Annotated in this window: 13 protein-coding genes; all 13 read right to left on the bottom strand. The window is 31.3% G+C overall.

The features are described from left to right. Positions 1-6: 6 nt before the first annotated feature. Genes KAR88_RS00160 through KAR88_RS00100 form a run of 13 tightly spaced genes read right to left on the bottom strand, consistent with a single transcriptional unit; the run spans position 7 to position 12,083 of the window. Positions 7-897, bottom strand: a complete 891-nt coding sequence (locus tag KAR88_RS00160; RefSeq protein ID WP_002779082.1) for an AraC family transcriptional regulator — start codon at positions 895-897, stop codon at positions 7-9. Between the two features lie 14 nt (positions 898-911). Further along, complete coding sequence (locus KAR88_RS00155) at positions 912-1,517, bottom strand: thiamine phosphate synthase (protein WP_002780305.1); 606 nt, start codon at positions 1,515-1,517, stop codon at positions 912-914. Further along, complete coding sequence (gene thiH, locus KAR88_RS00150) at positions 1,507-2,652, bottom strand: 2-iminoacetate synthase ThiH (protein WP_052782681.1); 1,146 nt, start codon at positions 2,650-2,652, stop codon at positions 1,507-1,509. Before thiH ends, KAR88_RS00155 begins: the two co-directional genes overlap by 11 nt. A gap of 2 nt (positions 2,653-2,654) precedes the next feature. Continuing rightward, complete coding sequence (locus KAR88_RS00145; protein ID WP_052782680.1) at positions 2,655-3,431, bottom strand: thiazole synthase; 777 nt, start codon at positions 3,429-3,431, stop codon at positions 2,655-2,657. A 3-nt stretch (positions 3,432-3,434) separates the two neighbouring features. Further along, entirely contained in the window at positions 3,435-4,238 is an 804-nt protein-coding gene (thiF, locus tag KAR88_RS00140) for a thiamine biosynthesis protein ThiF (protein ID WP_072216280.1), read from the bottom strand. Next, the gene (gene thiS, locus KAR88_RS00135; RefSeq protein WP_044260438.1) at positions 4,235-4,426 is read right to left on the bottom strand and encodes a sulfur carrier protein ThiS; all 192 of its coding nucleotides are present in this window, start codon (positions 4,424-4,426) and stop codon (positions 4,235-4,237) included. The genes thiF and thiS overlap by 4 nt, the downstream gene beginning before the upstream one ends. Further along, positions 4,423-5,850, bottom strand: coding sequence for a restriction endonuclease subunit S (locus KAR88_RS00130; protein ID WP_052782679.1), 1,428 nt, complete (start codon positions 5,848-5,850; stop codon positions 4,423-4,425). Before KAR88_RS00130 ends, thiS begins: the two co-directional genes overlap by 4 nt. Then, a complete protein-coding gene (locus KAR88_RS00125; RefSeq protein WP_032598636.1) occupies positions 5,843-6,544 on the bottom strand; it encodes an MAE_28990/MAE_18760 family HEPN-like nuclease in 702 nt (233 codons plus the stop codon). The genes KAR88_RS00130 and KAR88_RS00125 overlap by 8 nt, the downstream gene beginning before the upstream one ends. Before the next feature lie 4 nt (positions 6,545-6,548). After that, positions 6,549-7,613: a DUF262 domain-containing protein gene (locus KAR88_RS00120; RefSeq protein WP_050396265.1), complete on the bottom strand. Its 1,065-nt coding sequence runs from the start codon at positions 7,611-7,613 to the stop codon at positions 6,549-6,551. Continuing rightward, complete coding sequence (locus KAR88_RS00115; protein WP_002853051.1) at positions 7,613-9,676, bottom strand: N-6 DNA methylase; 2,064 nt, start codon at positions 9,674-9,676, stop codon at positions 7,613-7,615. Before KAR88_RS00115 ends, KAR88_RS00120 begins: the two co-directional genes overlap by 1 nt. Positions 9,677-9,685: 9 nt before the next feature. After that, positions 9,686-10,783 carry a succinyl-diaminopimelate desuccinylase gene (dapE, locus tag KAR88_RS00110; RefSeq protein ID WP_004283989.1) on the bottom strand — a complete coding sequence of 366 codons (1,098 nt, stop codon included), beginning with the start codon at positions 10,781-10,783 and terminating at the stop codon, positions 9,686-9,688. Between the two features lie 3 nt (positions 10,784-10,786). Next, on the bottom strand, positions 10,787-11,389 hold the full coding sequence (locus KAR88_RS00105) for a LysE family transporter (RefSeq protein WP_192801345.1): 603 nt from the start codon (positions 11,387-11,389) through the stop codon (positions 10,787-10,789). Further along, a complete protein-coding gene (locus KAR88_RS00100; RefSeq protein WP_192801346.1) occupies positions 11,382-12,083 on the bottom strand; it encodes an NAD-dependent deacetylase in 702 nt (233 codons plus the stop codon). The genes KAR88_RS00105 and KAR88_RS00100 overlap by 8 nt, the downstream gene beginning before the upstream one ends. Between the last annotated feature and the right edge of the window lie 39 nt (positions 12,084-12,122).

Genomic DNA, 12,122 nt, shown 5'->3' with positions numbered 1-12,122 from the left:
AGTGTGCTAGTTTTTTGATAAAAAATACAAGTTTTTTGATTTTTGATATTGCTTAGGGGTTTGATTGTATTTTTCTTTAAATCTCTCGATAAACCAAGCCACTGAAGAAAAAGCACATTCATTAGCTATTTCATTTACATTTTTTTTAGAAAATTCAAGCAAAACTTTAGCTTTTTGCAATCTTTTTTCATCTAGCCATTTTTTAGGACTTTGCCCGAAGCATTTTTTAAATTCTCTAGAAAAAGTAGCAAAATCAAGCTTTGCAAAATCAGCCATTTCGCTCACGCTTACAAATTCTCTCCCACAATACTCAAAAAGCTGCGAAAGATCTAAACGAAATTCTTTTAAAATTCCAGCTAAAAAGCCTATGAAATAAGTATTTTTATTTAAAAGTAAATGCAAAAAAATCTCTTCAAATTTAAGACTGACTATGGGATCTAAAATTTGTGTATTCTCATCAAAATGCGGGGTAAAACTTTCTAAAATTCCTTGTAAAATTTTATCATTTTTTACCCAAAAAATTTCACTCTCCTCACTTGCTTGTTCTAGTTTAAAAAGATCTTTATACTTATAAATAAGCTCGATTAAAAAAGCATTATCAAAGAAAAACAAATAAGCTTCATAAACACCGCTACTAAGTCCTACATTGCTTAAAGTATAATTTCCCGCTTTTAAAAATAAGGTTTCATAAGAGTCGATTTTATAGTCTTTTGATGCCGTATGTAAAATTTTATATCCTTTTCTTACAAAGGTTAAAAGATGGCTGCCTACATTGACAAAAGAAGAGTGTGAGGCGCTTACTTGGGTATATTTTGCAAAAGTACAGGATTTAAAATTTTTATAATCCACACCTTTTAATTGTTTTAAATCTTGTGGCAAGGAAAGAATTTGCTCCATTGTTTCACTCTTCATCAAAGCAAGTTTCTTTTACATTCAACAAGATATTTTTTCACATCTTTTTCGCGCATTAAAACCTCACGCATACAAACACCAGCTACATTGATATCTTTAAAGCTTGCAATATTTTGTACATTAATCCCGCCTATAGCATAAAGTGGAATTTGGCTAAAAGAAAGTAAAGAATTTAAAAATTCAAGCCCCCTTGGCTCTAAATCTTTCTTACAAGAACTCTCAAAAATATGACCTACAAAAGCATAATTTACCCCATAATTCATCGCCTCTAAAAGCTCTTCTTTACTATGCACTGAAGTGCCTATCATATGAAAATACTTACTCATCTTTGGCTCTTGCCTTAACAAAGCAAGTGGCATATGAAAATAGCGATGTCCTAACTTTAAACACTCTCTATCAAAAAAATGCAAAAAACAAGTTGTTTTATGTTTAGCACAAATAGCTAAAACCTCTTTAGCCAAATCATAATACTCAAATTCACTCAAATCCTTCTCTCTAAGCACAAAAGCGTCTATGCCTGATTTAGCAAGCTTTTCTACTTGTTTTAGAAAGTCTATCTCGACACATTTTCTATCGCTTATAGCAATGATTTTTTTATCCCACATAAATACTATCGCTCATCACAGCTTGCAAATTTGAGTTTTTAAGCATAGCTAAAATTTCATCCACGCCTCGTTCATCTGAAATTTCAAACTGCTCATCACCCTTTTTCTCACCCTTATGCTCACCTATACCCACACTCACTCCTGCACTCATTTTAGTAGCACCAAGCTTGATAACCTCATCTCTAAAACCTATTCTTTCACGACTTGAAATGGTAATGCCCGCAAAAGGCAAAAAGAGCCTATAAGCACAAAGTACTTGCAAAAGGCGTTTTTCACTTACATCTTTAGGATGGATTTTGGCATTATTGATAATAGGTCTTAAACGCGGCACTGAAATAGAAATTTCAGCATGCGAATAAGCTTGTTGTAAAAAATGTGCATGAAGCGCCGTAGCAAGAGCGTCTTTTCTAAAATCATCTATACCCAAAAGTGCCGCAAAAGCCACTCCACGCATACCCGCTTTTAAAGCTCTTTCTTGAGCATTAAAGCGATAAGGAAAAATGCGTTTTTCACCAGCTAAATGAATTTTAGAATATTTTAGAGGATTGTAAGTTTCTTGAAAAACAGTCACATAATCACAACCCTTTTCATGCAAAATTTTATATTCATCTTCATTCATAGGATAAATTTCAACGCCCACAACCTTAAAATACTCTCTAGCTATTTTACAAGCATTTGCTATATATTCTACACTTGCAAACTCCCTGCCCTCGCCTGTTAGCATTAAAATTTCTTCTAAACCACTTTTAGCAATGGCTTGCATTTCTTCGTGAATTTCAGCTTCATTTAGCTTAGCTCTTGCGATTTTATTACCTTTTTGAAAACCACAATAAACACATTTAGAATTACAATAATTTGACAAATAAAGTGGGGTAAAAAGAGAGATAGAATTTCCAAAATATTTTTGCTTGACTTTAGCGGATTTAAAGGCTAATTCTTCTATGAAATCTTCTGCTGCACTTGAAAGCAAGGCTTTTAAATGCTCTATGCTTAAATGTGTTTGATTTAAAGCATTTTTAACATCTTTAGCGCTAAATTGACTCTCATCATAGCTTTGAACTTGACTTAAAACCTTATTTAAAATTTCGCTTTTTATTTCCTGCATGTGAGGTAAATACTGCATATAATCTTGCATAATCAATCCCTTAAAAAGCCTGTTAATGGAGAACTTGCTTTAGCTTCACTCACACTTGCCACACCTGCTAAAAAAGCCGCTCTTCCCGCATTTACTGCCAAAGAAAAAGCTCTAGCCATCAAGGCTATATCTTTAGCTTCAGCTATGGCTGTATTTACCATCACTGCACTTACTCCCATTTGCATAGCTTCACAAGCTTGTGAAGGACTTCCAATACCCGCATCTACAATGATAGGCAAATCAATTTCATTAAGCAAAATTTGTATAAATTCCTTAGCACATAAACCTTTATTACTCCCAATAGGCGCTGCTAAAGGCATGATAGCCGCAGCTCCAGCATCACGCATAGCTCTAGCTGCGTAAAGATCAGCATGCATGTAAGGTAGGGGCGTAAAACCCTCTTTAGCTAAAAGCTCACAAGCTTTAATCGTTTCATAATTATCAGGCAACAAATACCTACTATCGCTTATCACTTCTATCTTGATAAGTTCTCCACAACCAAGCTCTCTTGAAAGCCTTGCAATGCGTAAGGCTTCATCGGCGTTTCTTGCGCCTGAAGTGTTGGGTAAAAGTGTGATATTTTTAGGGATATAATCAAGTATATTAGCGATTTCCCCTGTATTTGCACGGCGTAAGGCTAGAGTGATAATCTGTGCTTTAGCTTCTTCTATAGCTGATTTTATAAGCTCTAAAGAATACTTTCCTGATCCTAAAATAAATCTTGATTTAAATTCATATTTTCCTATTTTTAAGCTATCATTTTTTAAATTTTCTTGCATTTTTTACTCCTTATTTGCCAAAAGCTCTAAGACAAGATTGCTTTGATGTCCAGCGCAAATATTTACACGCGGTGCCATAAGTCCATTTCCCACTTTAGCACCATTTACCAAATCTCCACACACATAGAAATTTTTAGCGATTTTTCTTGTTTGTATACTATTGCTATCGCCATATCCTGCAAGCCCTGAAGCACAGATTAAAGTAGTGTCTTTATAAAATCTATGAAAATTTTGTGCTATCATAGCCTTTGCAAGCGCGCCATCAAAAGCCTCACAGACTATATCTATACCTTTAAATAAATCAGGCAAATTCTCTTCATCGATTTTTAAAGTGCAAATTTCAGTTTTGATATAAGGATTTATTTCACTGATTTGCTCTTTTAAAGCTTCGGTTTTAAATTTCCCCAAATCACTTACGCGGTAAGCTTGGCGGTTAAGATTGCTAGGTTCAACCACATCAAAATCAATCAGCTTTAAATACCCCACACCGCTTCTTGCTAAATTTATCGCTATATGTGAGCCAAGTCCACCTAAACCACAAACCGCTACGCTCGAAATCTTAAGCTTATCGTGAAGTTTTGGCGTATGTCTTGCTCTCATCATCGCATCTAAGGCATCTTTTGGAGGTAGGGCATTTCTTTCTATACAAAAAAGCTCATCGTTTTCGTGAATTTTTATATTTTCTTTCGTTGCAAAACCATTGATAATCCACACATCATTTTCATTTTTACTTACACTTTTGAAAAAATCCAAACTGGTGCTCAATTTTGTATCTAGTTCCTTGCCATTAAATTTAATTCTCATCAGCCACCTCCTACAAAACTTACAATTTCAGCTTTATCGTTTTCTTTTAAAATCAAATTTTCAAATTCGCTCTTAGGTACAATCTCTCCATTTAATTCCAAGGCGATAAGTTCGATTTTAAAACCCTTTTCTTTGATAAAATCCATAAATCTAAGCTCTTTAAATTCAAATTTTTCTCCGTTGATAATCATACTTTTCCTTGTATTTGCTCTTCTACTTTAATTTTTGCATTATCTAATAATTGTTTAGATTTTTTCCTTAAATTAAAGCTTTCTTGTATATATTTTGCAATTTTTTCTTGAGTTGTAGAATCTATTTTAGGGATAAGGATATTTTGCATATCTATTGAAGAAAGATTTGTTTGAACCCCACCTGTACCAATTCTCTCAAATTGCATTTTACAAATAAAAGAATTTAAAAGCAATACCAAAACATCACTATTAAAATTTTTAATCGAAATTTTTAAAATCCTTTGATTAACCATAGCTGATATATCATCTCTAACCACACAAGACAAACCAATGCTACCAGACATAGAAATTAAAATATCACCTTTTTTTATTTTATCTTTAGGGCTTAAATTATAAGCTTCATTTTTAAGATAGATAACATTACTTAAATCTAGCGTAGCATTTTTTATATTATTAATCCTAATTAATACAAGCTCTCCAACATCTTGGTAGTCATCACTTGAAAATGCAAAACCACTTGAAATATCATTAACTAAATCTTTTAAATTACAAAAGCCATCTTTATAACTTCTAATCATCTTTTCTATGTCTTCATATTTACTTTGATAATATTCAGAATCCAATCTTCCTGTTTTTAGAAAAGATTCTTTTAATGTGTGTATAGAAATATTTGGTGAGTTTGTAGGATTATTTGTTTTAGAATCTAGCAAACTTTGCAATGGATTCTTTGGATCAAGTCCTAACTCAAGGTATAAAGTTTCCTCTGCTTTTTTATATAACTCCTTACTTTCTTCTAATGCCTTATGAGAATCTTTTACCAAATTTTGAATTTCTAACTGAAATTCCATAGGGAAAATGGGAATTTTAAAATAATTAAAATCTCTAGGATAAATTTCAATTTGCCCGGAAGTTCCACTATAATATCTGATTATTTGAATCTGGCCATAATAACTTTGCAGAAAAATAGCCAAAAAATAAGGGTTTAAATATGTTTTATTTTTAACAACAATAACATTAATATGACTATCTATACTAAAATCAAAATCAAGTATATTGATAAACACTCTACCTAAAGTTCCCACACCTGTTGCATTTATCAATACAGATTCTTTTGGAACAATTTTTCCATACCCACTTTTTGCATTTTCATAGTCAATATATTCATTCCTAATATATTGACTATTGATAACTTTTATCTTGCTTGTCTCGTCATATTTCGGTTGCGAATACCGAGAATTAAATTTCATATTATCACCCAAATATTCAACTTGATTTAATTGCATAGTCTCCATAGCGTCAAAATATTCTTTCTTGAAAAACTCAGAATCTATTCTTTTACTCTCATTATCCTTTTGAACTTCACTAAGCTTTAATACTCTAATTTCTAAATGCGGGTATTTTTCCTGCAAAGTCTGGTTAAGCATTTTTATAGCCTTTGTTAATAATATAATATTCTATATTTTTTAGATATTTATGCAAAAATATAATAATACTGATATATCTTTTTTTTAAATCATCTACAGTTATATTACTTCCAAAATCTTGAAAACTTTTTTCTCCATGAGCAAGTTTGTTTCTATCTTTGGTATTTACTCCAATTACCTCTTGAATATTAATTTTAAAATATTTATTAAATTTATTTATATTGCTATCAATACTATCTGATGACATCAGTATCGCGAGGATATTATCTTTAACATTCTTATAATTTAAAGAGCCGGCATTAAATGGGTTTTCGCTGTTGAAATCTTTTTTTAAATTAATTTCTACTACACCATTGTTTAATTGTTCTATTACCTCAATTAAATTATCAGCAACAATAGCGTTGAAATGTCTTTCTTTGTTTTTAATTTTTGCTTGGAAATAAATCTTCTTCATATTATCATGTAAATCATAAAAACTGATTTTGTTTTGTTTAATATGATCAAAAATATCTTGCAAACTTTGCATAATTACACTTTCTAACATTGTATAGAGCATAATCACAAACTTTGATTTCATTGATTGCGCATATTTATTGTAGAAGCTGTTGTTGTTTCCTTTATCCATCGTTTCCATATCTCTTAACAGATCTTTTAAAAAACTTTTTTGTTCTTTATATATTGTCCAAGATTCCATGACTTTATTGCTTTAAACTATCTAAGATTAACATAATATTATTATTAAGAGTTTGTAAGCTACTGTTGTTTGATTTGCTTATAAAATCTTGAGACCAAACATCGAAAGTTTTATTAGTATAATTTGGATTATCCTTAATATAAATTGCAATTGCTAACATAATAGGCAAAAGCTTATCTTTTTTTCTTAATTTGTAAGAATCATTTTCTGTAATCTTACATCTTTCTATAATATTGATTACATTTTTAAATAATGTTAGAAGCTCGTCTTTATTTTTATCATCATCATCAAAACTCTTATTTTTTTCTTTCATATAATTTTCAAGCACAGCATTTATAGTTTCATTAAATTCTATTTTGTTGTTTTTAATATATAAATCATAATAAGCAAAAAACTTAATAATAAGCTCTTGTTGATACCCCCTTAAAGAAGCTGTTTTTCCAAGTTTAGCTATATTTTCAAATTCTTCAGTAGAACATTCACTATAAACAAATTCAACAAATTTACCATAATTTGATCCTTTTCTTGCTTCCATAGCTGTAGCATTTGTTCCTCCTGTATTAATACGCTCAAATATTTTGTTTGCAATATCCTTGGCATTTTCTTCTTCATTGGATTCTAATACAATAATTCTCAATGAACTATCTTTCATTTTTCGCTGAATCGAAGGTGGAAAATCTTCAAATTTCATACCATTAAAGTCACCCAAAATTTCTAATTTATTTAATTTATGTTCATTGTTAAAAAATTTATCCAAAGCTCTTATTCTCTGTGATCCATCAATCACTTCAAGCAACCCATCATCTGTTTGCTCTAAAAAAATCAAAGGCAATGGTAATCCTAATAAAATTGTTTCAATCAGTTTAGATATTTGATCTGACGTCCAAACAAATTCTCTTTGATAAAATGGTATATTAATTTCAGTTTGATTTTTTTCTGTCTGTTTATGAAATTTGCTTAATACTAACTCAATAGACCAATCTTTTGTATCATATTTAATATTTTTTTGTTTTTCTTTTAATATATTGGTTATTTCATCTGAACTTAACATTGATTTATTGCTTGCCATTATAACCTCCAAAAACTCAAATTTTCTGCTTTTGCAAATTCAATAAAAGCTTCAGCTATGCCATCTTTTTGCAAGTCTTTATATTTTTCTACATTTAATCTATATTCTTGTATTCTTTTGTCAAACTCTTCTTGGCTTTCATCTTTTTGTTTTATAGGCTCATCTCCTTCTAAATGCGGATTAAATAAATCATGTTTTACTACTAAATGATCATGAGAATCTAAAAGTGGGTAATAAATCTTTTCGCCTGAATTATCTTTGCTAGGCTCACTCATAGTAGCAAAGAAGATATTATAGTCCTCACACTTTGGACATAATTTATCATCCCATTTTTGTAAAAATAAAACACTTGTTTTTGTCCCAGTGTGTGGTTTAAAGACATTTCCATGAAGTCCTACAACCGCTAAGATTCTAGCTTTTTGTGCAATGAATTCTCTTATATATTTATCGCTTGAATTATTAAAACGCCCTTGTGGCAATACAATAGCCATTCTACCACCAGGCTTTAACATGTCTAAATTTCGTTCGATAAATAAAATATCTCTTCCTACTTTACTTTGAGGTTTGCCATTTTCCTTTTTGCCCAACTCATATCTAGCTAAAATTCTACTCTCTTTTATATCTCCTGCAAAAGGCGGATTTGCCATTAAAATATCGAAATTAAAATCCCTATTTTGATTTCTAGTTGCTCTTAAATTTTTTAAGCGTTTAAAACCTTCAAAATACACATCTTGCCAATCTTCATCATCTTTTACCCATTCATCCCATCTATCAAAGTCAATGGAATTTAAATACAAAACATTTGTATGCCCATCACCTGCAATTAGATTAAGCATTTTTGATACGCGCACACTCTTTTCATCAAAATCTATACCAAACACTTTTTCTTTTACATAATCTTGACACTCAGAAATCTTTTCTTGGGCTGTAAAGAGATGGCTTGCTTCTATGCCTCTTTCTTTATAAATTGAACGCCACACATAAAAACAAGTATGTATCGGAAATCCACAACTTCCACTTGCAGTATCTATCATACTTTCATCTTTTTTAGGATTTAGCATTTTTACACACATATCTATTACATAACGCGGAGTAAAATATTGCCCTTTTTCACCTTTTGAGGATTTATTCACTAGATATTCAAAAGCATCATCAATCACTTCTAAATTTGAGTTAAATAACTTTACATTTTGCAATGATGATACACATACACTTAGGTGCGAAGGAGAAAGTTTAATTTTCTCATCATTATTAAATACACCTTCCCATTTTTTCTTTGCTTTATCAAAGAGTTTTTCTATTTTTTGCTTAAGTTCAGAATCAGACTCTCCATAATTTCTAAACTCTAAGCTCTTTGTTCTATCTCTTGCACCCTCTAGCTCATCAAAAAGTTTTATAAATATAAGCTTAAAACATTCTTCAAATACATCAACTCCAGCATTTGCCAACACCTCATCTTCCATTTCTGTAACTAAATTCTTTAAACTTCGCTTTTGACTTTTTAAAATATCTTCTTTAATCAAATCATCAAAGGTAAATTTTACTTTCAACAGATCTGGTAATGTCTGGTTTGATGCAGGAATATTTGGAATAGATTCAAAATAATTTGGATCTTTTCTATGATAATAGCTAATTTCTTTACCATTGCACCACACAGCCATAGTTGCACCTGTAGCATTACAATAACTTTTTAATTGTTCTTTGCCATCTTTCAACTTTGGCTTTTTTACTTCTATAATGATGTATGGGGTTGTGATTTGGATTTTATCCATTATCACAATATCAGCCCTTTTTACTTCGCGTCCAAAATGCACACCAAATTCAATTTTTATCATATCTTTAGGATAGTTATATTCATTTAAAAGCTTATCGATATAAAGCTGACGCACAATTTCTTCTGGCGTAAGTTTAATTTCTTTATCGCGGATAAGGCAATTAGTATAGTATATAATTTGGTTATTTTTGTTTGTTTTAGCTATAATTTTAGTTTCCAATTCAGCAATAGCTTTTTTACTAAATAGATCTAGCTTGTAATCACTATCTTTTAAAATTTCCTCAATCATTCTAAACCTTTAAAAATTTTCTATCAAGTCTTTAAAAACAAGGCAAAGTTTTTCAAATTCTTCTATACTTACTCTTTCATCAATAGCGTGAATTCTATCATTACAAACCCCAAATTCCACTACCTTTACACCGTATTTTGCAAAATACCTTGCATCACTTGTGCCGCCTTTAGTATTAAGCTCTGGCACTTCATGGGTGATTTTTTGAACGCTTTCATTCATTTTTTGAACGATTTTATTGTCGATATTTGTCAAAAAAGCTTCGCTTGATTGTTTTAGCTCTAACTCATAGTTTAAACCATGACAAATTTTTTCTACATAACTTTTTACATCTTCTAAATTTGTATCAGGAGAATTGCGAACATTAAACATAAGTCTTAAATCATTTGGAGTAACATTACACACCCCCATACCTCCACGAATATCAGTTATAACGATTTTTGAAGGGCTAAATTCAGCACTACCTGGATCAAGATCAAAACCCGCTAAAAGTTTTAAAACCGGTGCGAAATCATGCACAGGATTGATACATTTTTCAGGGTAAGCCGCATGTCCTTGTTTTCCGCGTATCAAAAGCTTACCATTGATAGAACCACGACGCCCTATTTTAATACTATCGCCGATTTTTTTAACACAGGTTGGCTCTGCAACCACAGCATAATCAGGTAGCATATCTCTTTCTTGCATCCATTCTAAAACAGCCTTAGTTCCATATATAGCTTCGCCTTCTTCATCACTTGTTAAAATAAGACTCAGTCTTGCTCCTTTAAAATCCGCATTCTTTACCGCATCCACAAAGGCTGCTACTCCGCTTTTCATATCTTGAGCACCCCTTGCATAGATAAAGCCTTCTTTTTCCACAGGCGCAAAAGCATTATTACTCCAACCCTCGCCTGCAGGCACCACATCTACATGCCCACCAAAAGCTAAATGCTCGCCTTCATCTTTAAATTTTTTAGTGAGTAAAAGGTTTTTAATGCCTTCTTTTTCTATAAAAAAAGCTTCAAAATCACTCAGTTCCATAGCGATGAAATTTAAAGCTCCATCATCATTTGGCGTAACAGATTTAAATTTTAAAAGTTCGATTAAAAATTCTTTTGCATTCATTTTTTATCCTAAGAAAGTTTTATATAATAAATTAAGAGCAAAATACTCTATAATTATAGCTGAAATTATATTGATTATAAAAACAACTTTTGCACTAAAAACATGACTATATCTTGCCACCACAAAGGCTAAAGCACTTACCCAAAAAAGTATAGCCACAACAAGCCCTAAAGTCATCAAATAAGCATGATCACTACTTAAAACCACACTTGCAGCGCTAAGCCAAAAACCTATCACATAAGGATTAGAGCCATTTAAAATGATACCTTTAACATAGCTTTTTAAAAGACTTTCTTTAAAATCTTTATGCTGATCCAAATGCAAATCTTCATTTTTCTTTTTTAACATCAAATAAGCCATATAAGTTAAAAAACAAAAACCAAAAATCGCCAAAAAACGCATAAAAATGACATTGTCTAAGAAATTTAAAAGCCCAAATTGAAGCAAAAAAAGATAAAGCATATCTATACTAAATGCTCCAAGTCCTACAGCTATGGAATTTTTAAAAACTTTTAGTGCATAAGTTAAAATCAAAATATTTACAGGTCCAAAAGGCACACTCACTCCAAAGCCCAAAAAAACTCCACTTAAAAAAGAATCAAACATTGCCATCTTTCATAAAATTTTCTATATCAAGTGCGATTTTATCAATAGCGCTTATAATATCTTCAGTGTAGATTTTATCAAAATACCGCTCTAAATTCGCATCTTTTTCATAGATATTTAAAATACTTTTTTCGCATATTGAAGCATAACGCCCTACAGGCAAAACCGCCCCACTTGTGCCTATGCTGATAAAAAGCGAAGTTTGATTTAGCAAAGAATAAAGCGTAGCATAAGCAGGGGCTTGCTCTTCAAACATGACTATATTGTGTCTTAAATCCTTACTTTTGCATTTTGGACATTGTTTATCTGTGAATTTTTCATAGCCTATATTAAAAATTCCTTCACATTTTAGGCAACGAAGTTCGGGCAAAAATCCATGCAAATGTACTACATCTTTACACCCTGCACGCTCTAGCAAATCATCTACATTTTGCGTGATGACAAAAAGGTTTTTACCCCATTTTTCTTTTAACTGTGCGATTTTTTCATGGGCGTGATTTGGCTTTACATTTTGAAGTTGTGCCCTTCTTGCATCGTAAAAATCAAGTACTTTTTTAGGATTTTTTCTAAAACCTGTTGCAGAGCAAACCTCCATCACATCGTATTCTTCCCAAAGTCCATCATTGTCTCTAAAAGTTTTAAGCCCGCTTGGATCAGACAAACCCGCTCCGCTTAATATCATAATGTTTTTCATAGCTAAACCTTATAAAATTTACAAAGTTTAGCGAAAAAT

The sequence above is a fragment of the Campylobacter sp. JH23 genome (assembly GCF_017846595.1).
In the GTDB taxonomy this organism is placed as follows: domain Bacteria; phylum Campylobacterota; class Campylobacteria; order Campylobacterales; family Campylobacteraceae; genus Campylobacter_D; species Campylobacter_D coli.
Note: the sequence above shows the minus strand (reverse complement) of the source record. Positions and strands in the feature narration are given on the sequence as shown.

What these genes read in the sequence shown, in the direction of transcription:
- KAR88_RS00100 (WP_192801346.1), bottom strand. Translation starts at nt 12,083, where the DNA reads ATGAAAAACATTATGATATTAAGCGGAGCGGGTTTGTCTGATCCAAGC.
- KAR88_RS00120 (WP_050396265.1), bottom strand. Translation starts at nt 7,613, where the DNA reads ATGGCAAGCAATAAATCAATGTTAAGTTCAGATGAAATAACCAATATA.
- KAR88_RS00160 (WP_002779082.1), bottom strand. Translation starts at nt 897, where the DNA reads ATGGAGCAAATTCTTTCCTTGCCACAAGATTTAAAACAATTAAAAGGT.
- dapE (WP_004283989.1), bottom strand. Translation starts at nt 10,783, where the DNA reads ATGAATGCAAAAGAATTTTTAATCGAACTTTTAAAATTTAAATCTGTT.
- KAR88_RS00145 (WP_052782680.1), bottom strand. Translation starts at nt 3,431, where the DNA reads ATGCAAGAAAATTTAAAAAATGATAGCTTAAAAATAGGAAAATATGAA.
- thiH (WP_052782681.1), bottom strand. Translation starts at nt 2,652, where the DNA reads ATGCAAGATTATATGCAGTATTTACCTCACATGCAGGAAATAAAAAGC.
- KAR88_RS00125 (WP_032598636.1), bottom strand. Translation starts at nt 6,544, where the DNA reads ATGGAATCTTGGACAATATATAAAGAACAAAAAAGTTTTTTAAAAGAT.
- KAR88_RS00130 (WP_052782679.1), bottom strand. Translation starts at nt 5,850, where the DNA reads ATGCTTAACCAGACTTTGCAGGAAAAATACCCGCATTTAGAAATTAGA.
- thiS (WP_044260438.1), bottom strand. Translation starts at nt 4,426, where the DNA reads ATGATTATCAACGGAGAAAAATTTGAATTTAAAGAGCTTAGATTTATG.
- KAR88_RS00155 (WP_002780305.1), bottom strand. Translation starts at nt 1,517, where the DNA reads ATGTGGGATAAAAAAATCATTGCTATAAGCGATAGAAAATGTGTCGAG.
- KAR88_RS00115 (WP_002853051.1), bottom strand. Translation starts at nt 9,676, where the DNA reads ATGATTGAGGAAATTTTAAAAGATAGTGATTACAAGCTAGATCTATTT.
- KAR88_RS00105 (WP_192801345.1), bottom strand. Translation starts at nt 11,389, where the DNA reads ATGTTTGATTCTTTTTTAAGTGGAGTTTTTTTGGGCTTTGGAGTGAGT.